Annotated in this window: 19 protein-coding genes; 14 read left to right on the forward strand and 5 right to left on the reverse strand. The window is 61.0% G+C overall.

The features are described from left to right. Nucleotides 1-29 precede the first annotated feature (29 nt). The 6 genes from atpA to QWI75_RS02745 all read left to right on the forward strand — a co-directional run bounded on the left by atpA (nt 30) and on the right by QWI75_RS02745 (nt 6596). Complete coding sequence (gene atpA / locus QWI75_RS02720) at nt 30-1547, forward strand: F0F1 ATP synthase subunit alpha (protein WP_289267150.1); 1518 nt, start codon at nt 30-32, stop codon at nt 1545-1547. Between the two features lie 147 nt (nt 1548-1694). Then, on the forward strand, nt 1695-2582 hold the full coding sequence (gene atpG / locus QWI75_RS02725) for an ATP synthase F1 subunit gamma (protein ID WP_289267151.1): 888 nt from the start codon (nt 1695-1697) through the stop codon (nt 2580-2582). A 116-nt stretch (nt 2583-2698) separates the two neighbouring features. After that, nucleotides 2699-4144, forward strand: a complete 1446-nt coding sequence (atpD, locus tag QWI75_RS02730) for a F0F1 ATP synthase subunit beta (protein ID WP_289267152.1) — start codon at nt 2699-2701, stop codon at nt 4142-4144. A 37-nt stretch (nt 4145-4181) separates the two neighbouring features. Next, a complete protein-coding gene (locus QWI75_RS02735) occupies nt 4182-4604 on the forward strand; it encodes a F0F1 ATP synthase subunit epsilon (RefSeq protein ID WP_289267153.1) in 423 nt (140 codons plus the stop codon). Between the two features lie 469 nt (nt 4605-5073). Further along, a complete protein-coding gene (locus tag QWI75_RS02740; RefSeq protein ID WP_289267154.1) occupies nt 5074-5976 on the forward strand; it encodes a hypothetical protein in 903 nt (300 codons plus the stop codon). 65 nt (nt 5977-6041) lie between these two features. Continuing rightward, nucleotides 6042-6596 (forward strand): GNAT family N-acetyltransferase, encoded by a 555-nt coding sequence (locus QWI75_RS02745; protein ID WP_289267155.1) that lies wholly within the window; start codon nt 6042-6044, stop codon nt 6594-6596. A 75-nt stretch (nt 6597-6671) separates the two neighbouring features. Here QWI75_RS02745 and QWI75_RS02750 read toward each other — a convergent pair whose 3' ends face one another. The 5 genes from QWI75_RS02750 to QWI75_RS02770 form a co-directional block, all read right to left on the reverse strand. Next, nucleotides 6672-7985 (reverse strand): ABC transporter ATP-binding protein, encoded by a 1314-nt coding sequence (locus tag QWI75_RS02750; RefSeq protein WP_289267156.1) that lies wholly within the window; start codon nt 7983-7985, stop codon nt 6672-6674. Nucleotides 7986-8665: 680 nt separating this feature from the next. After that, nucleotides 8666-9436 (reverse strand): proteasome-type protease, encoded by a 771-nt coding sequence (locus QWI75_RS02755; RefSeq protein ID WP_289267157.1) that lies wholly within the window; start codon nt 9434-9436, stop codon nt 8666-8668. Continuing rightward, on the reverse strand, nt 9433-10413 hold the full coding sequence (locus tag QWI75_RS02760) for an alpha-E domain-containing protein (protein ID WP_289267158.1): 981 nt from the start codon (nt 10411-10413) through the stop codon (nt 9433-9435). The genes QWI75_RS02755 and QWI75_RS02760 overlap by 4 nt, the downstream gene beginning before the upstream one ends. A 55-nt stretch (nt 10414-10468) precedes the next feature. Next, the gene (locus QWI75_RS02765; RefSeq protein WP_289267159.1) at nt 10469-11893 is read right to left on the reverse strand and encodes a circularly permuted type 2 ATP-grasp protein; all 1425 of its coding nucleotides are present in this window, start codon (nt 11891-11893) and stop codon (nt 10469-10471) included. A 294-nt stretch (nt 11894-12187) separates the two neighbouring features. Beyond that, nucleotides 12188-12778, reverse strand: a complete 591-nt coding sequence (locus tag QWI75_RS02770) for a Tll0287-like domain-containing protein (RefSeq protein WP_289267160.1) — start codon at nt 12776-12778, stop codon at nt 12188-12190. Nucleotides 12779-12963: 185 nt separating this feature from the next. Between QWI75_RS02770 and QWI75_RS02775 the strand changes: the two genes are divergently transcribed. The 8 genes from QWI75_RS02775 to QWI75_RS02810 all read left to right on the forward strand — a co-directional run bounded on the left by QWI75_RS02775 (nt 12964) and on the right by QWI75_RS02810 (nt 19892). Next, the gene (locus QWI75_RS02775; RefSeq protein WP_289267161.1) at nt 12964-14523 is read left to right on the forward strand and encodes an HDOD domain-containing protein; all 1560 of its coding nucleotides are present in this window, start codon (nt 12964-12966) and stop codon (nt 14521-14523) included. 158 nt (nt 14524-14681) lie between these two features. Continuing rightward, nucleotides 14682-15665, forward strand: a complete 984-nt coding sequence (locus QWI75_RS02780; RefSeq protein ID WP_289267162.1) for a glutathione S-transferase family protein — start codon at nt 14682-14684, stop codon at nt 15663-15665. A 147-nt stretch (nt 15666-15812) separates the two neighbouring features. After that, nucleotides 15813-16310 carry a hypothetical protein gene (locus QWI75_RS02785; RefSeq protein WP_289267163.1) on the forward strand — a complete coding sequence of 166 codons (498 nt, stop codon included), beginning with the start codon at nt 15813-15815 and terminating at the stop codon, nt 16308-16310. A 284-nt stretch (nt 16311-16594) separates the two neighbouring features. Beyond that, complete coding sequence (rbp, locus tag QWI75_RS02790; protein WP_289267164.1) at nt 16595-16918, forward strand: RNA-binding regulator; 324 nt, start codon at nt 16595-16597, stop codon at nt 16916-16918. Between the two features lie 225 nt (nt 16919-17143). Further along, a complete protein-coding gene (locus tag QWI75_RS02795) occupies nt 17144-17827 on the forward strand; it encodes a hypothetical protein (protein WP_289267165.1) in 684 nt (227 codons plus the stop codon). A gap of 79 nt (nt 17828-17906) precedes the next feature. Beyond that, the gene (locus QWI75_RS02800) at nt 17907-18338 is read left to right on the forward strand and encodes a hypothetical protein (RefSeq protein ID WP_289267166.1); all 432 of its coding nucleotides are present in this window, start codon (nt 17907-17909) and stop codon (nt 18336-18338) included. 77 nt (nt 18339-18415) lie between these two features. After that, nucleotides 18416-19426 (forward strand): RluA family pseudouridine synthase, encoded by a 1011-nt coding sequence (locus QWI75_RS02805; RefSeq protein WP_289267167.1) that lies wholly within the window; start codon nt 18416-18418, stop codon nt 19424-19426. A gap of 37 nt (nt 19427-19463) precedes the next feature. Further along, entirely contained in the window at nt 19464-19892 is a 429-nt protein-coding gene (locus QWI75_RS02810) for a hypothetical protein (protein WP_289267168.1), read from the forward strand. Nucleotides 19893-19933: the final 41 nt, after the last annotated feature.

Consider the following 19933-nt stretch of genomic DNA (forward strand, 5'->3'; position numbering starts at 1 on the left):
TTCTCGACAAGCGTTGGCAAGGAGAGGCAATGCAGATCAAAGCCGAAGAAATCAGCTCGATTATCAAGGAAAAGATCAAGGGATTCGATCAGGCCGTCGATGTGAGCGAGCGGGGCTCCGTCATCCAGGTCGGAGACGGCATCGCCAAGATCTATGGGCTTGAGGGGGCGATGGCCGGCGAAATGCTCGAATTCCCCGGCAACGTGTATGGCATCGCGCTCAACCTCGAGGAGGACAACGTCGGTGCCGTGTTGATGGGGGAAGACACGGGGATCAAGGAAGGCGATCCGGTCAAGCGAACGGGCCGCATTGCGGAAGTTCCGGTGGGAGAAGCGCTGGTCGGGCGCGTGACCAATGCCATCGGCCAGCCGATCGACGGGAAGGGGCCGATCAAATCCGATAAGACGCGCCGGATCGAGGTGGTGGCTCCCGGGGTCGTTACGAGACAGTCGGTCCGCGAGCCGCTCCAGACCGGGCTGAAGGCGATCGACGCGATGATCCCGATCGGCCGCGGCCAGCGCGAGCTGATCATCGGCGACCGGCAGACCGGCAAGACCGCCATCGCGGTCGATACCATCATCAACCAGAAGGGCCTGAACGTCTTTTGCATCTACGTGGCCGTCGGCCAGAAACGCTCCACCGTCGCCCGCGTGGTCAAGACGCTCGAAGAATACGGCGCGATGGACTACACGACCGTGGTTTCCGCCACGGCCAGCGACGCCGCCTCGCTGCAATTCCTGGCCCCCTATGCCGGAGTCGCGATGGGCGAGTATTTCCGGGATAGCGGCAAACATGCTCTGATCGTCTATGACGACCTGTCGAAACACGCCGCGGCCTATCGGCAACTGTCGTTGCTCCTGCGCCGGCCCCCCGGCCGTGAAGCCTATCCGGGCGACGTCTTCTACCTGCACTCCCGGCTGCTCGAACGGGCCGCAAAGCTGAGCGACAAGCTCGGCGGGGGCAGCCTGACGGCCTTGCCGATCATCGAGACGCAGGCGGGCGACGTCTCGGCCTATATTCCCACGAACGTCATTTCGATCACCGATGGGCAGATCTATCTGGCCAGCGACCTGTTCTATTCCGGCATCAGGCCCGCCATCAACGTCGGCCTGTCCGTGTCCCGGGTCGGCGGTTCGGCTCAGATCAAGACTATGAAGCAGGTCGCGGGGACCTTGCGCCTCGACTTGGCGCAGTATCGCGAGATGGCGGCGTTCGCGCAGTTCGGGAGCGAACTCGACAAGGCGACGCAGGCCCAGCTCAATCGCGGCGTGCGCATGGTCGAGCTGTTGAAGCAGGGCCAGTACAAACCGATGGCGGTGGCCGATCAGGTCCTCTCGATTTTTGCCGGTGTCAACGGGTTCCTGGACGACGTGCCGGTGAACAAGGTCCGGCAGTTTGAAGAGGATTTTCTTGCCTACGTGAAGCAGAAGCATCCGCAGGTTCGCCAGGACGTCGCCGCCAAGGGCAAGATCGATGAGGCCTTCGGTGGAGAACTGAAGAAGATCCTGACCTCGTTCAAGCAGGAGTACGGGTATACGACAAAGTAAGAGCTGAAACCGTCCATTGCCCTCGGCCGTTCAAAACGGTGCTCCAACGCGGCCGCAGGGAGCCTGGCGACTGAGTCGTACTGTTGCAGTACGTCACAAGGACAGGCGACTGAGAACGAAGTTGGGGGCCGTTTTCAACAAGCCGATATGCCCAGTCTACAGTCACTCCGCCGCAAGATCGCGGCGGTCAAGAATACACAGAAGATCACCAAGGCCATGAAGATGGTCGCGGCCGCCAAGCTCAAGCGGGCCCAGGACCGGATCCTGGCGTTGCGTCCCTACAGCCACAAGTTGCGGGGGGTGATGGCCAATTTGAGCACGCGCGTGAATCGCGCCGCGCATCCCCTGCTGCAGAAGCGGGGAGAGAAGGTCATCGAGGTCCTGGTGGTCACGAGCGATCGCGGGCTCTGCGGGGCCTTCAACGCCAACATTCTCCGCAAGTCCATGGAGGTGTTGCGCGAGTTCGAATCCCGCGGCGCCAAGGTCAGCGTCAGCATCGTTGGCCGTAAGGGCCGCGACTTCCTCACGCGGCGTCCCTGGACGATCAGACAGAACTGGATCGGGTTCTTGGACCGCCTCACGTTTGAGCACGGGGTCGATATCGGCAGCGAGTTGTCGGACGCCTATACTAAGGGCACGTTCGACGAACTGTACGTGGTCTATAACGAGTTCAAGTCAGCGATCCAACAGCGGGTCATCGTCGAAAAGCTCTTTCCGATCTCCGCCGATTTCTTGTTCGGCCAGGGTGATCAGGCGAGCGAAAGCCAAGCCGCGGGGGGCAGCTATCTCTACGAGCCGGATGAGGACCAGTTGCTGGAGGCCCTCCTGCCCAAGCACGTTCAAACGCAGGTCTATCGTATCCTGCTGGAATCGTTTGCCGCGTTTTACGGCGCGCAGATGGCGGCGATGGACGGGGCCACGCGCAACGCCGGCGAGCTGATCAAGAAGGTGACCCTGTACTACAACAAGACCCGCCAGGCGGCGATCACGAAAGAACTGATGGACATCGTCGGCGGCGCCGAAGCGTTGAAATAGAGTCGTCATCCGTCACACGTCATTGGTCAAGCGAATTGAGAACGTTCTCTTCATGGCACGATTGACGAATGACCATTGACGATTGACGAAGCGCTGAGAGTCGAAAGGAGCAAGCCGTGAGCACAGCCGGGAAAGTCGTTCAAGTCATCGGGCCGGTCGTCGATGCCGAGTTTCCGCCCGGACACCTGCCCAACATCTATAATGCGTTGCGGATCGAAGCCCCGGAAGACAAGCGGGCCGGGCGCCCCGAGATCAGGCTGACGCTCGAAGTCGCGCAACACCTGGGAGAAAACCGGGTCCGTGGCGTGGCGATGACCACCACGGACGGTCTCACCCGCGGGATGGAGGTCAAGGATACGGGAGCGCCCATCACCGTGCCGGTAGGTCGCGAAACTCTCGGCCGGTTAATCAACGTGTTGGGCGAGCCGGTGGATGAAATGGGGCCGATCCCGGCCAAGAAGTTCTATCCGATCCATCGCCCCGCTCCACGGCTCGAAGATCAGGAAACCAAGACCGAGGTGTTGGAGACCGGCATCAAGGTGGTCGATCTGCTGGAACCCTATTCCAAGGGCGGCAAGGTTGGGTTGTTCGGCGGCGCCGGCGTCGGCAAGACCGTCATCATCATGGAGCTGATCAACAACATCGCTCTGCACCACGGCGGCTACTCCGTGTTTGCGGGGGTCGGCGAGCGGACGCGTGAGGGCAACGACCTCTGGCACGAAATGCAGGAGTCCAAGGTCATCGATCCCAAGGATTTCGCCAAGTCGAAGGCCACGCTCGTGTACGGGCAGATGAACGAGCCGCCGGGCGCGCGGCTGCGCGTAGCCCTGACGGGCCTCACTTCGGCGGAATATTTCCGCGACGAAGAGGGCCAGGACGTGCTCCTGTTCGTGGACAACATCTTCCGGTTTACGCAGGCGGGATCCGAAGTGTCCGCCTTGTTGGGCCGCATGCCCTCCGCCGTCGGCTACCAGCCGACCTTGGCCACGGAGATGGGCGCGCTCCAGGAACGGATCACCTCGACCAAGAAGGGATCAATCACCTCGGTGCAAGCCATCTATGTGCCGGCCGATGACTTGACCGATCCGGCACCGGCCACGGCCTTCGCCCACTTGGACGCCACCACGGTGTTGTCTCGGCAACTCGCCGAGTTGGGCATCTATCCCGCCGTCGATCCCCTGGACTCCACCTCGCGGATCTTGGACCCGCAGACCGTTGGGCAGGAACACTATCAAGTGGCCCGCGGCGTGCAGGGCGTGTTGCAGCGCTATAAGGACTTACAGGACATCATCGCGATTCTCGGCATGGACGAACTGTCGGAAGACGACAAGATGGTCGTCGCGCGGGCCCGGAAGATGCAGCGGTTCCTGTCCCAGCCGTTCCACGTGGCGGAAGCCTTCACGGGCACGCCGGGGAAGTACGTGAAGCTCAAGGATACGGTGGCCAGCTTCAAGGCCATTCTCGAAGGGAAGTACGACCACCTGCCGGAACAGGCCTTCTACATGGTGGGCACGATCGACGAAGTCGTGGCGAAGGCGGAGAAGCTGGGATACAAGGCGTGAGCCGGCTTTCTCGATAAAAGAGAGCACAAAGGAAAAGATGGCAGGAAAGTTGTTGCTAGAAGTGGTGACGCCGGAGAAGCTCCTGTTGAGCCAGGAGGTCGATGAAGTCATTGCGCCTGGCTCGGAAGGTGAATTCGGCGTGCTGCCGGGCCATTGCCATTTTCTTTCGACACTCAAGATCGGCGAATTGCGCTACCGTTCCGGCAACAACACCGGGTACATGTCCGTCCTCTGGGGGTTTGCCGAAGTCACCCCGACCAAAGTCACCATCCTGGCGGAAATCGCCGAGAAGGCCGAAGAGATCGACATCGAACGGGCGCAGGCGGGGGTGGAAAAGGCCGAGGCCCGCTTGAAGGCCGGCACAATCTCCTCTGAACTCAAAGAAGCACAGATCAGCCTCGAAAAAGCCCGTCTGCGGAAAAAGATCGCTGAACGAGCCCGGCGCGGCGGACATGCCTAATTGCGTGACGATCATCCCGACCCCGATTCGTACCCTCCACGCCCTCATCGAATTCTGATCCGTCTCATACGGTTGCTTATCCTCCTCGTCCTCCTTGCTGGGGTGTATTACTACGCCATCCTGCCGCTGCTGGGAATGTTGGGCTTAAGAAACTAATCCATCTTCCCAAAGTCGATCACGCCTATCCGTCAGGGTTGGGAGCGACGCCCGTATGGTCCCTTGCTCCCGGAGCCCGCACGATCTGAATGTGCTCGCTCGACGGCCGCAGTAGGACCATACGGGCATCGCTCCCATGGGATAATTGCTCGGGAGGTAATGGCGAGAAACAACCTTTCCGCCCGTTGCTTCCCTCGTGTGCACAATTTGTTTAGGATTTGGAGTAAGAAGTCGCCTGGCACCATTTCATGGTTCTCATGTTGGCTGGGAAGTGGTTGTGACATCCTGACAAGTCGCTGACCGAGGTGAATTCTTGAGTAACGTGTGTGCGCTGTGCGACCGGAAGTGTGAATTGAAGCTCTCTCATATCATTCCGAAGTTTGTGATCGACTGGCTGAAGACCACTCAGCCAGGTTCGCTTAGAGCTGGAGGTGCTCCGAATCGCCGAATTCAAGATGCTTACAAGATCCCACTCTTATGTGGTGGATGTGAAAGCCAGTTTTCGAAATGGGAGACGAACTTCTGCAAAAAGGTGTTTGCTCCATATCATAGGAAGCAGTCAGCTAGCTTGGTCTATGGGCCATGGGCAAACAAATGTCTTGTTTCAATTTCCTGGCGCGTGGTTCATTTCATCAAACGCCAGTTTGGTATAAGACATTTCAGCCAGACCCAGACATATGAATTAGATAAGGCGATAAATAGCTGGCACCGCTTTCTTTCTGGAAATGAGATGTCCATTGGTCTCTATACACAACACCTTCTACCCCTCACGATAATTCACGAACATACGATTCCGAACCTCTCACCATTTATGAACCGTTATCTCATCGGTTCCGTCGACATCGATGTGATTCGGTCTGAAAGAATGGCATATGCATTTGCGAAACTTGGACAAATACTTCTCTTTGGTCGGATTATGGACGAGAACCCAGAACATTGGTCTGGTACGGAGGTCGCCGCTGACTCTGGCAAGATTGAACCGGGGCCCTACTCTGTCCACGCTGTGGTGATGGACTTTCTCAATGGGCGAGCTAACCGTGCAGGCTATCTATTATCCACTATGTCTAAAAAGCAAAAGGATCTTGTAGAAACTTCATTGATCAAGAATGTATCTGAATTCAGCAAAACAGATCTTGCCAGAGCTATGGCCGCCGATGTGTCTTTCTCTGGGAACCAAGCATTCGAAATAACCGGCAGCCAGGAGCCATCTGAATAATTGTGCTGATCAAGCAAGTGGAAACAATCTGCACAAAAGCATTTCCACTACTGAGCTAGCAGGCCATGCAGTTCCCCATCGAAGCCAAGCTGAAGGACGGGACGTCGGTGGAGTTGGTCCTGGCCGACCATCGGGATTGGCCGGCGCTGGCCGCTCTCTATGAGCGGATCGTGGCGGAAGGCATCTCCTATCCTCACGATCGGCCGCTGACGCTGGATCAGTTTCAAGACTATTGGGTGCGAGGCAAGAGCACGGTGGTCGCCTATGAACGGCCGCGGAAGGACCAGGCCGATCTGCTCGGGGCCTTCTACCTCAAACCGAACTGGCCCGGGCGGGCGAGGCATGTGGCGAACGCGGGCTTTATCGTGGCGCCGGAGTGGCGTCGTCGTGGCTTGGGGTGGCTGCTCGGCGCGGTGATGCTCGACTATGCCAAGTCCTTGGGCTATCGCAGCGTGCTCTTCAACCTCGTGTTCTCTGACAATCACGTTGCCCGAGGCTTGTGGGAGAAGCTGGGCTTCCGCGTGATCGGAACGATCCCGGGCGCCGTGCGGAAGAACGACGGCACCTACCAGGATGCCTTCATCATGTTCCGGTCGTTGCTGTCGGATGGACAGCGTTGATGGGGACTCGATCTGGGATTGTCCATAGTCCAGCCCCGTAGCCGATCGCGGGAGCGCATTTTGTCGAGAACAGGGTCAGCGGTAGGAACCGACGGGCTTCCTTGAGTTTTTGGGTTCGAACCGATTGGTCCATTCGACCAGCGGCCTGACGAGCCCGCGCATCTGGCCGCTGAAATCCCCGCGCGCCGAGTCGCCGGCCAGGGGATCCACGACGGTAAATCCTGCCGCCTGCCGTTCGAAAAAATGCACGTGGAAGGGTTCTTGGCAGAAGGCGCTCGGGCTCACGAAGAAGGTGCCCTCCGTCAGGAGGTTGCCAGGAATCCAGGCGGTTCCCACAAAACGGCCGACGGGCCGCACCGATCCCCGCCATTGCGGATCGAGATCGAACGTTTCGAACAGGTCGACGCCCTGTTCGTTCGTGATCGTCACGCTCGGCGTCACGGGCGAGCAGGGACGCAGCACCTCATATTCCATCTCGACCGCAAAGCTCTCGCGCACGTCGATGGTGTCCGTGAGTTCTCCGTCGCAGTTCTTGACCCGGATGCTGCACAGTCTCATGGTACTGTCGCCGGGGGCGGTCCGCAGGTCGGGCCACTCTCTGAAGGACCAATCGTCGAACCCTCCGTGCAGGTAGGACGAGACGACCTGGTGCGCCGGGCCATCCGCCACGAGCCGCCCTTTCTCCAGCAGCAGCACCCGATGGCAGAGTCGGCTCATGGCCTGCATGTCGTGCGACACGAGCACGATGGTCTGTCCCTTTGACCCGAGGTCCTGCATCTTCTGCATGCACTTCTTCTGGAACTGGAGATCGCCCACGGCCAACGCCTCGTCCACGAGCAGGATTTCCGGATCCAGATGCGCCCCGACCGCGAAGGCCAGCCGGACATACATGCCGCTGGAATAGCGTTTGACCGGCGTATCCAGAAACTGTTCGACGCCGGAGAAGGCGACGATTTCGTCGAATTTCTTCCGGATTTCTCGCCGCTTCATGCCGAGAATGCTGCCGGTGAGATAGATGTTGTCCCGCCCGGTCAGTTCGGGATGGAAGCCCGTTCCCACCTCCAGGAGCGTGCCGACCCGTCCGCGGACGACCGCGCGTCCGGATGTCGGCTCCGTCACCCTGGACAGGATTTTCAGCAGGGTGCTTTTGCCGGACCCGTTCCGGCCGATGATGCCGAACACGTGGCCGCGCGGGATTTCAAACGACACGTCCTTGAGCGCCCAGAGAGGTTGACGTCCGGATGCTCCGCCGGAAGATTCCGCGCGCCCGCGGAGCAGCGATGCGGCCTTCTGCGTGATCCGTTCCGCAAGAGAGCCGGAGGAGTCGGCCGACGTTCCGATATGATACTGCTTGGTCAGGTGCGCCGCCTCTATCGCGATATCGTTCACGGCATTCTCGCAGATGTTCTTGTCGCTCTGAGTGAACCCCTTCGGTCCCGGGACCGAAGGGAACGAGACGGGATGACCCTGTTCTCCAGGGGTGTGCCCGTGATGGTCGCGCACCGGATCGGGAAACCGCCGATCGCGGGCGTGCCAGTAGAACCGCTAGATTCAGAGCGAATGGTTACCAGTAGGCAAAGCGAAGATCAAAGCGGACGGAGGAGTACGGCATTCCTTTTATCGTATCGAGCGCATCCCGAACAGTCATGGGATTCTCCTCTATGTAGCTTTATCCTATACTCTTTATGACCGCGCGACGCAACCAGGCCTGTTCATTGATCGTCAGATTGTTATGACATCTTAGCGGACTTAATGCAGATGCGCCATGTCGAATGGCCGGTTGAAGTCGAAACACTGGGCCCAGACATTTGACGGTCAGTTAACAGGAGGGTCGCCTGTGTTGTGAACTAGGGGATTCCCTAGGCGGGCTTCAATGCGATCAGCGAGATGACCTCTACCGGTTTCCTCGAATGGCAAGATCTTTCCTGAACAGAGGGAAGGACGTTGGACCCAATCGGGCGCTTCATCCCGGCGCGACCGGTTGAGGGAAATCGGCGCTCGTCCGTGTGCGCCCATCGAGATCAGACGTGTCGGCCCGCCCCTCTTGTCCGAGGCGCCGGTGATCGATTTCAGGGAGCGGGTGTGCCAGGAATCTCGGAAGACGAGCGAGTGCGCAGGGGCAGGGCATCAAGCAGCCGATCGACCCACTTCGAAGGTAGCTTTTCGACCGATTCGCAAATTCTGGATTGCCACCAGGAGGAAATCTCGACGAGGTCCTCTTTCTGAAAGCGGTGCTCGGCGATATCGAAGGTATCGTGCCGATAGAGCACGACATCCAGGGGATACTCGACGCTGGTGGAACTGGTCCGCGTCGCGTCAAAGGCCAGGAACCCCACCTTCAGGGCAAGGTCCATGCTGGAGTTGTACCGCAGCACGCGGTCGAGCAGTGGTTTTCCGTAGCCGGTTTCGCCGATGATGCAGTACGGAGTGCCCTCGCTGACTTCCACCCAGTTGCCCTGAGGGTAGATGAGATAGAGCTTGTGTTCATGGTCATTCTCCAACTGTCCTCCCACGAGTGCGTGGAGATCAAACATCAACCCCGCCTTGTCGAGGGCTTGTTTATCTTCATCCGCCACCCGGCGAATCTGGGCCGCGAACACGTTGACGGCTTTGAACAGCTTGTCGAACGTCTGATCGCTCTCCCCGATGGCCTCGTCGAAATACGTCACGGCCTTGTCCCGCACGGAACGCAGCCCCGAGGTCATGAGAAACATCGAATGCCGGCCGTGCTGGTGAATGGAGACTTTCCGCGCCGTGATGCATTCCGCTCCGGTCGTCACTCTCGTGTCGGCGATCCCGACCAGCCCGTCCGCCACTTTCATGCCCAGACAAAAGGTCATTGTGCCTCCGCTCCCGTGATTGTACTGTGGATCGGACGGGGGGCAAAGAACGTATCAAAAATGGCCTCCCCGACGTGATTGAGGTGCGCTTGAAACCGGTCCACGAATTCATGCAGGCCGCCGGCGACGCATTCCTCGAGATCGGCGAAGTCCAACTCCGCGCGAAGCCGCCCCAGTCGTTTCTCGGCCTGGTTCTGGTAGGCTCCGTGCTCGGAGCCGGAGATGGCGTGCAGCGAATCCTCGCTCTTGATGAGACAGTACCGGATTGCCCTGGGAAAGGTGGCATCGAGGATCAGGAACGCGGTGACGCCGTTCGGCGAGATGCGGCCGAACCGTTTGTAATACATTTCAAGCGCGCTGGCCGACTTCAACAGCGCGGACCACTGGATGATGTCGAACGGCGTGCCGACCTCGGCCACGTTCGGCAGCAGCATGAAGTACTTGACGTCCAAAATACGGGACGTCTTGTCCGCCCGCTCCAGGAGGCGGCCGAGCCGGGCAAAATGCCAGCCTTCCCCGTGCGACATGGTGGCGTCGGTGATCCCCAGGAAGAGGTGGCTGGCGGCCTTGACCTCCGCCAAAAAGGCGTGCAGATTTCGGCTGGACAGTCCATGAGCCACGGCGTCTCGGACCATCAAGTGGAAGCGGTTGACCTGCTCCCACATGTCGGTGGAGATGATCTCGCGGACGGACCGCGCATTTTCCCGGGCGGCCGCCAGGCAGGACAAAATGGAATTGGCGTTCGCGGCGTCCGCCGACAGAAAGTGGATCACGGTCTCCTTCGTGGCCTTTCCATAGCGGCTCGTAAAACTCTCGTGATCGCCCGTGGTCGCCACCAAAGGCTCCCACTGCTCGGCCGTGCCTCCGGGAAGGTCGAGGGTCAGATTGAGGTTGACCTCGATGAAACGGGCATAGTTCTCCGCCCGCTCAATATACCGGTTCAGCCAGTAGATGGAACTCGCCACCCGGCTCAGCATCGTCGGCCGGTCGCCGGCTCGCCGCCGGTTCGCTGTTCGATGATGAACGCATCATTCATGAGAGGACCCACGTATCTTTGTTCCCGCCGCCTTGGGATGAATTCACCACCAGCGACCCTTTTCGCAGCGCCACGCGCGTCATGCCTCCCGGCAGCACATACACCGTTTGGCCATAGAGCACATACGGACGCAGATCCACGTGGCGTCCTTCCAAATGATCCTCGATCAAGGTGGGGACTCGAGAGAGGGCCAGCGTCGGCTGGGCGATGTAGTTGCGGGGATCGGCCTCAATGCGCCGGGCGCATTCCTCGCGCTCGTGCTGCGAGGCCTGCGGGCCGATCAGCATCCCGTATCCGCCGGCTTCATTGGTGGCCTTGACGACCAGTTGATCCAAATGCTCCAGGACATAGGTCCGATCCCGCCGGTCCGAGCAGAGGTAGGTCGGGACGTTCGGAAGGATCGGCTCCTCCGCCAGGTAATAGTTGATGAGCTTCGGCACGTACGCATAGATCGCCTTGTCGTCGGACACGCCCGTGCCGGGCGCGTTCACGAGGGCGACCCGCCCCTTCTTGTAGGATTCCATCAACCCGGGGACCCCGAGCACGGAATCGCGGCGGAACGCGAGCGGGTCCAAGTAGTCGTCGTTGATCCGCCGGTAGATCACGTCCACGCGCTGCGAGCCCTTGGTCGTCCGCATGTGGACGAATCCGTCCACGACCACCAGGTCGCTGGCTTCCACCAGTTCCACCCCCATCTTCTGGGCGAGCAAGGAATGTTCGTAGTAGGCGGAATTGAAGATGCCGGGCGTGAGAATCACAATCGTCGGGTCGGGCAGGTCCGACAAGTAGCGGAGGGTCTCCAGGAGCTGGTTCGGATAGCCATCGACCGGCCGCACGCGATAGGCGTCGAACAGCTCCGGAAACGTCCGTTTCATCACCTGCCGGGCTTCGAGCACATAGGCGACGCCGGACGGGCATCGCATATTGTCTTCGAGGACGTAATATCGGCCGTCGCCGATGCGGACCAGGTCGATGCCGGCGATGTGGCACCAGATGCCGCGGGGCGGATGAAGCCCCATGCAGGCCTGAAGAAACCCCTTGCTGGTGTAAATCAGCTCGCTGGGGATGACGCCGTCCTTGAGGATGCGCTGCTCGTGGTACACATCGTCGATGAACAGATTCAGGGCGCGCAGGCGTTGGGCCAGCCCGGATTCGATCTGCTCCCACTCCGATGCCGTGACGATCCGGGGGACGATGTCGAAGGGAAAGATCTGCTCATGCCCGCCGTCGCTTCCGTACACGCCGAAGGTCATGCCCATATTGAGAATGACGCGTTCGGCCGCTTGCTGGCGTTTCTTGAGTTCTCCTTCGGCCAGCGACGCAAACTTCCGCAGCAAGAGCGTGCTTTCGGGCCGTGGCTGGCCCGTTCCCTCGTACAGCTCGTCGTAGAACTCGCCCGGGTCATAGGCCGAGAATCTCATGAAAGATCCCTTCTGACTCCCTGGAACCGCTCGTCACCGCCCACGCCACCATCCTCTGTCAGCCCGCTGAAAACCGACCCCTAACCCACATTATCCATGAGCAGTTCTGCTGCAATTGTGGATTCGCCGCTGCGACAAGCCAACACGCGGTTTCGGCGGCATGGTGGCGGGCGGACTCGCCGCTCGGTCGGTCAACAGACTGTTTCAAGTCTGTCTCCCTTCCTCACGGCTCCGCGCGCCCGTCTCGCCTGGCGACTCCGCAATTTCGCGACGAACCGTCATGAATAATGTGGGCTAAGGCTCCAGCGGAATCTGAATCACAATCGCCCCCATCACCTCGCCGGCTTTGAAGTCGTGTTTGGGACTCTTAGGATGCGCATTGTGGCAGCCGATGCAGGCTTGGGCCACCGCGCGGTCGGCGTAGATGGCCTGAAAATAGCGTTCCGTACCGGTGGTCGTCAAACCGGTATGGGGCTGCTCCGGATGCTGTTGGACCTGTTCCAGCCCGGCCTTTTCGGCCTCGGTGGCGGGCGCATTCTGCCGGTTGATCGGCCAGAGCCCGATCAACCGGTATCGGATCTTCGTGCCGGTGAGCGAGGCGAGGTCGTTGGTTTCTCTCAGGAACTGCGCCGGAAGCGGAAGGGTGTGGGCGGCCCGCCAGTTCTCCGAGGCGACCAACTTGCCCTGCTGCTGCAACCGCTCGACGACCTGCAGGGTGTAGAACGTCCGGTGGGCTTCAATCACCGCGTGCAGATAATCCGCGACAGCCTCGATGGGAAGCGTGACCGTCCGGGAGGGTTCCGCCGCATGGCTGGGAGGCGCGAGCAGGATGCCGAGGACAATCAGGGGCGCGAGCGCGAATGAACGTACGGTGCGGCCTCTCATGGAGCGACCTCCTTTTTCGAACCGGCCTGTGCGGGTATTGTACGCCGGTCCTCCGGCAAGGTCACGATCGGGTCATCGAACACCGCCGCGGCGGACTCAAGATCGAATGGCCCTATCCGATAAAGACATCAGCACTGCCGGCTCATACAGGACTCAGTCACGCATCCCAAGCGATCCGAATTCCCATGCCGACACCGGCCGAAGAGATTCGAGAGGCGCTGCATCCGGACTTGCAGCCGCTGTTCTACCGGCATTCCTGCGGCCTGCCCGCGCTGCAAGCGACCTGCCGCACGATCCTGCGCCAGGCCGATGACCGATCGAATGCCGACGATCTTTCCCGGATCGTCCGGCTGGACCCTGGGCTCACCTGCAAGATTCTGCAATTGGCCAACAGCGTCGCCTACAGTCCGGCCCAGCCCATCACGTCCATCCCCCATGCCGTGACCTGGCTGGGACAGGACATCGTGCGGGCCCTGGTCGCCACGACCTCTTTGGTCGAGCAACTGAAAGAATGGCCGGAGCGGCATGAACTGGTGACCGCGCTGATCGTGAAAGGGCTGTACACCGCCGCCTATGCGACGGAGATCGAAGCCGCCATGCAGGTCCCGCCGCGGGGCGGTCTGTTCAGCGCGGCCCTGCTCTATTCGCTCGGAGACTTGGCGATCGCCTACCAGGCGCCGCTCCTCTGGCACGCCCTCTCGGCTGCGGCGTTGCGCGGCCTGGAAGCTGGAGCACAAGGACGCGAGGAAACCGGCATCCTCGGCGCGACCAAACGCCAGGTCGCGGTCGCGCTGGCCGAACATTGGAAGCTGCCGGCCGATTTCGGACTTCTGCTGGGGACGCCGCCCGGGTTGCCGTCCTCCCGATGGCGAACGGAGTCCGAAGAATTCTCCGGTCTGGTCGTGGGCACCAACCTGCTGATCGAAGCGCTCAGCACGGAGAGCGATCCGGCGAAGGTCGCGGGGATCACCAGACAGATTCAGATCGGCACCGGCATTGAGCCGACGGTCCTGCAGAAGCGATTGGCGCGGGCCCAGGAGAAGGCCCGGCAACTCGTTCGGTCGGTCGGCCTGCCGGATTCATTCGGCCGGCCCGCCGGCCCTCCGTCGGCCCGTACGGGGCCGGAGGTCCTATCGTCCTCCTGCCGGCCGGATCAAGTGCCGGAGGAGCGGAAGCGGAAGACCATTCGTCCCGAGGCGCCGACGCCGATGCAGATCCGTCCGCTTGAAACGCTTCGGGAATTTCAGCGCACGTTGGACGCGGCCCAAGATCTCCATACGTTGCTCTCATCCTTCGCTGCGGCGCTAGAGACCAGCGCCGGATTTGTGAGGGTCGGCATCGCCCTGTTGAACCCGACCAATCGTGACGCGCTGGTGGGGCGGCATGTGACCGGCGTGACGCCGGCCGAGCCCTACCTAGCCTCCCTGACGGGGTCGCTGTCCCGGCAGCATCCGTTCCTGGCTTCGGTGCTCGCGGCGCGCGAGCCGATGCTGGTGACGGAATTCGCCCGAGGCCATCACTTCCGTCCTTCAGCCGAATTTCTGGAGGTCTGGAAGGCAACCTCCGCTGTTCTGGCCCCTCTGCGCATCCATGCCCGTCCCATCGGCCTCATCTATGCCGACCGAGGCGAAGCGCCTCGCTCTGTCGTGGATGAGGACTACGAAGTCTTCCTCGCGCTCTTCAATCAGACCAGCTTGAGCATGAACCGGCTGGCGGGCGTCCGCGAGCAGAGACCCGCGGCCTGAATCGGCATCCGGCGAGGGCGTCCGGTCCCGTCCGCTGTCCCATCCTCGGCGACAGCCCGCCAAGGCCGTCGTCCGTGCTTCCCTGTCGCATTCGACCCATGTTTTCCGTACACTGGTGCCTTGGGCGAATGAACGGTCATCGTGCGGGATGGGCACTCATGACAGCGACACCGCAATTTCCAGGTGAACAGGGCGCCGAGGGAGCCTTTCAGCGGCAAGCGGATGCATTCCGGGATTGGGTGACGGAGGACGGGAGGTCAGGCTATCCGGCCGAGGGGGGCCGCTACCACCTCTATGTGTCCTGGGCCTGCCCTTGGGCCCACCGCACGATCATCGTGCGACGGCTGAAGGGGCTTGAAGCGGTCGTGGGCATGACGGTCGTCGATCCGATTCGCGACGAACGGGGCTGGGCCTTTCGCGAGGGGCCCGGCCATTCGCTCGATCCCGTCAATCACTTCCGGTTTCTGAGCGAGGCCTACCAGGCCACCGACCCGCAGTATCGCGGCCGCGTCACCGTTCCGGTCCTGTGGGATCGGGAGCGAGGGCGGATCGTGAACAATTCCGATGACGACATCATGCGGATGTTCAACCGCGCCTTTAATCGGTTCACGTCCAGTGATGTGGATCTGTGCCCAAGCGAGCTGGAACGGGAGATCGACCGGTTGAATGAGTTTCTCTATGACAACGTGAACGACGGGGTCTACCGGGCGGGATTCGCAACCTCGCAGGCTGCGTACGAACAGGCCGTCACGCGTCTATTTGATGCGCTTGATGCGTTGGAATCGCGTCTCTCCACGGGTCGATTCCTCTTCGGCGAGCGGTTCGTCGAAAGCGATTGGCGCCTGTTTGTCACCTTGCTGCGGTTCGACCTCGTGTACCACGGCCATTTCAAATGCAACCTGCGCCGCATCGTGGATTATCCGAACCTCTTCGGCTATCTCAAGGATCTCTATCAGGTGGAGGGCATCGCCGACACCGTGAATGTCGACCACATCAAACGGCATTATTACGTGACGCACGGCGAGATCAACCCGACGCGGATTGTTCCGTTGGGACCGATCCAGGATCTCCGCTCGGATCCGGGCCGGCGCCACCTCGGCGCCGGCGCGATCTCCTCCGATCGCGCCGCTCGGGGCGCCTGACCTCCCCCTGGCCGGCAGGGCCCGTCATCGAAATCTCGAATTGTTGGAAGAATCGGCGTCCTGGCACTACTCTGGTCGGGAGAGAGGTGGAGTATGAGGCAACCGGGCTCGTGCGCGGGAATCCTATGGAGTCGGCGAGCCATCGCCATGGTCGCGGCGGTGACCAGTCTCATTGGTCCGCCGGCTGGAGCAGGAGCGGACAACCCGCTCTCCTCAAGTCCGGACGCCATCCTGCTCGCCGTCGAGCGGGAAGGGGCTCAAGCGGTCGTGGCGCGGCTCACGAGCGATCCGCACGAATGGAAACATGTGCTGCAGCAGATCGAGGAAGGGCGCACTCCCTGGCTGAAGGTCGGCCGCGCCTTGCAACCCGGAACCGGGGTGGGCACGCGACATCCGCTGGAGGTGGCGCTCCTGTCAGCCTTGCCCAACAATCCCGACCAGGTCTTGCGATGGATCGGACAGGGCGTAGCCCTCGAGGATGTCTGTTCCGTTCCACGCGCGGAATGGGACCGAGCCCAGGTGCGTGACTATCTCGCACGGGCGAAAAAGTCGTTGAAGAAACCGCTGCCGGCCGATATCGACCCGATCCGCGTGCGATGCCTCCGTCAGCTTGATAAGGTGACGGCGCGCATCCAACGACCATAGGTCCGTTTGCCAGATGATACCTCTCCTCGCCTTGCCGGGAACATAACGCTGATCACGCTTGTTCTGGCCGGAAGGGTGTGGTAGAGTCCACCTACCTCATCGGCGCAGGGCCTGCGATGAGGAGAAAAAGAAGAGGCCCATTCACGATGTTGTTTTGTTCGGGGTTCTGATCGGAAGCCGATCCTAAGCCGCTCCATGGTTTGCGTCTTCGGGCAGACTTTTCCCGTTCTCTTCCTCCCTCAAGACAATATCACTTCATCACTTTCAATAAGGAGGAACCCCTCATGGGTTCAAAAATTTTCGTCGGTGGGTTGCCCTACGCGGCAACAGAGCAAGAGTTAACGGACCTGTTCGGACAACACGGCGCTGTGGCGTCCGCGCAGATTGTGACAGACCGGTTTACCGGCCAGTCGCGAGGATTCGGCTTTGTCGAAATGTCCTCGCCGTCTGAAGCTCAGACCGCGATCAATGCCCTCAACGGGACGCAGTTCGGCGGACGGACGCTGACCGTCAACGAGGCGAAGCCGCGTGAAGCCCGTTCCGAAGGCGGGCGAAACGGGGGATTCGGCGGGGGTGGCAGCCGCGGCGGCAAGCGCGACCGCTGGTAGGCACCAGTCGACGTCATGAGGAGGGGGCGGCTCTCTCGGAGAGCCGCCCCCTTTTCTTTTCTCCGGGTCCCCCCGTACCTATGTAGCCGCCCACCCGCGCGAGCAACCGGTCCACCCGTCCTCATCACATGGCCCTGGTAAATCGTCAGAACTCTCATGTATCCTACCGGCCCTGCGCGCCCTGATAGGCGCAAAGAGGGATGGTCGGAAAAGGAGGGCCTCTCCATGGAGATGAAGACGGCCAGCATCTCGGTGCTCTGTACGGTGCAGCTTCTGTCGGCTTGCGCTCAGGACCTGGTGCGGTTGGATCCCGCGACTAGGGAGTCGCTCAAGAGTACGTCCGAGATCAAGGTGATTCATCACGTGGCTCCCGAACTCTACGTTCCCACTGACCAGCCCCGGGTGGCCTATACAGGCGGCGGGGGCTATGCGGCCTTGGAATCCCAGACCCGTGATTTGTTGATCCGAGAATACGATCTCAAGGATCCGATCCTCAGGGTCAAGACCAACTTCGCGGCAGCCGCGGGGAAAAAATTGGGGGGCCCGACCCTGACGCCGGTGCCGGCGCCCTTTATGATCGGCGAGGGGCCGGACCGCCTGAAGATGCAGTTCGGCCGCGAGACGATCCTCGATTTCGCGACGATGTATTGGGCTGTGGTGCCCCTTCCGTTTGAGCCGGCCGATATCGTCGCCTATCGAGCGCGAGCCAGACTCATCCGATTTCCCGAGGGGAAGATTCTGTGGCAAGGTGTGTGCGATCTGGAGGGGAAGGACACGTCCGGCGGGCCCAGAGGGGCGAACGCGCAGGGCCCAAAGGCTGGTGGGCTCAAGGAAGCGTTTGATCTCTTGGCGGATACCTGCACCGACCAGCTTGTCGCCCAATTTATGGGGAAAGAGACCGAGCAATAAGCGCGGCGTCCGAAATGGCTCTGTATCCCGATCGACCGGTGACGCCCATGCCCTCACGCGGAGATTCGTTGAGACTTTGGTGACCGGGTTCCGTCTCCTCTCGACACAGGGTCGCACGAACCGTCCTGTTCAGTGGATTGCCGCTGTCCTCCTCGCGCTTCAGTTTGCCGGTTGCTCCGTCGGCATGGCGATCAGCGGGAAGCGGGAGCCGCGGCTGGAGCTGCTCCAGGTCAGCATGGCCCGGCAACATGTGGAGGGCATCCTTGGCCAACCGGTCGACACCGCCCAAACCAAAGACGGCTACCACACCGCCGTCTACGTCTATACCCGCGGGGATGAACCGAGCGCCGGCCGCGCGATCTTCAATCTCTTCATGGACGTTATCACCCTGCTGATCTGGGAAATTCCGGCAACGGCGGCGGAGGCCTCGCGAGGGGAGCAACGACGCTACCCGGTCGTCTACGACTCGGAGGAAAAGGTGGTGGCGTTGAATGAGTACGGCAACCTGTGAAGCCCGCCGGATTGGGCTGGCGCCTCACCCCTGCTGAAGAAACCAAGCCGGAGCCAGCGGCCTGATCGCGTCGCACGATGACCTCCCTTCGTCCTTGGCCGGACGTTCAGACTGAAGTGCTGGTCACGTCCGGGGAAACACCCAAGCGTGTTGATCTGTTCCTGGCCAACCGCGATCCGGCCTTGTCGCGGGCGGTGATTCAACGGCTCATCGAGGAAGGCCGCATCCGCGTCAACGACCACCCGACCAAGCCGAGCTACAAGATCAGGCCGGGGGATCGCATTACGCTCACCATTCCTCGTCCGGCACCGCTGGAGCTGAAGCCGGAAGCCATCCCGCTGAATGTCCTGTTTGAGGATGAGGCGCTGCTGGTCCTGAACAAACCGGCCGGCTTGGTTGTCCACCCGGCGCCGGGCCATTGGTCCGGCACCTTGGTCCATGGACTCCTGCACCACTTCAACCGGCCAGATGGGGCGCTTTCCACGATCGGCGGCAAGGAACGGCCCGGTCTGGTGCATCGGCTGGACAAAGAGACCTCGGGGGTCATGGTCATCGCCAAGACGGACGAGGCCCATGCGGGGCTGGCGGCCCAGTTCAAGGCCCACAGCATCACGCGCGAGTACGAAGCGCTGGTCTGGGGCTCGATGAAAAAACCACGTGGCCTCATCGAATTGGCGATCGGGCGGGATACCAAGGAGCGCAAAAAATTTTCCGCCCGGACGGCCAGGCCGAAACCCTCGGTCACGGAATACCAGGTGATAGGGCGTTTCGGGAAAACGGCCACCGAAGTCGTGCTGCTGCCCAAGACCGGACGCACGCATCAGATTCGAGTCCATCTGGCGTCCATCGGCCATCCCGTCTTGGGCGATCCGACGTACGGAGGGCGAAAGGTCCGTACTGTTGCCGAGCTGGAAATTCCGCGGGTGATGCTCCATGCCCGGTTGTTGGGGTTCATTCATCCTGTGACCAAACGGTATCAGCAGTTTGCAGTGGACCCGCCGGCCGATATGCAGCAGGTTCGCACCGCGTTGCAGGCGCTCGAGCCGGCCGGCCGCGTTCGAGGCCATCGACTCTTGACAGCGCGATAGCGTGAGCGTATCAGTCTGCTGCATTTGACGAACGACGATGATGGACAGCAATCACGTGTTGGATCTCCTCGGCAATCTGATCACGCAGCTCAAGGGCTATGCCGCCAGATTGCCGGCCGTCGTTCACCTCAACATGCTTCCGGGAGGCCTGAAGCCGAAGCCGGAGGCTGTCGAGACCTATGAGCAGACCCTCTCGCGATTCCGCGGGCAGGCCGGCGGCACTCCCTACAGACGGTTGACGCCGCTCTTCATGGATTCGCTGGAGGCCTTTGAAGCGGGCAATCTATTGGGGACGGTGCAACCGCTCTTGGCGGTTCTCGATCATCTTGAACAGATGGCCCGGGACAAGGACATCCTGATGTCGCCGGCCGACACCAAGCGAATGGCGGAGTATCGCGCCCATCTCCATAAGATCCTGCCCGGCAATGAGCCGGAATTGGAAGGGGCAGGCAAAGGAATGGTTTAACAGTGTCGCCACTGGCTGGGCCCGGCTGTCTCGACGTCCTT

Origin of the sequence: Nitrospira tepida (genome assembly GCF_947241125.1) — a bacterium.
GTDB lineage: Bacteria > Nitrospirota > Nitrospiria > Nitrospirales > Nitrospiraceae > Nitrospira_G > Nitrospira_G tepida.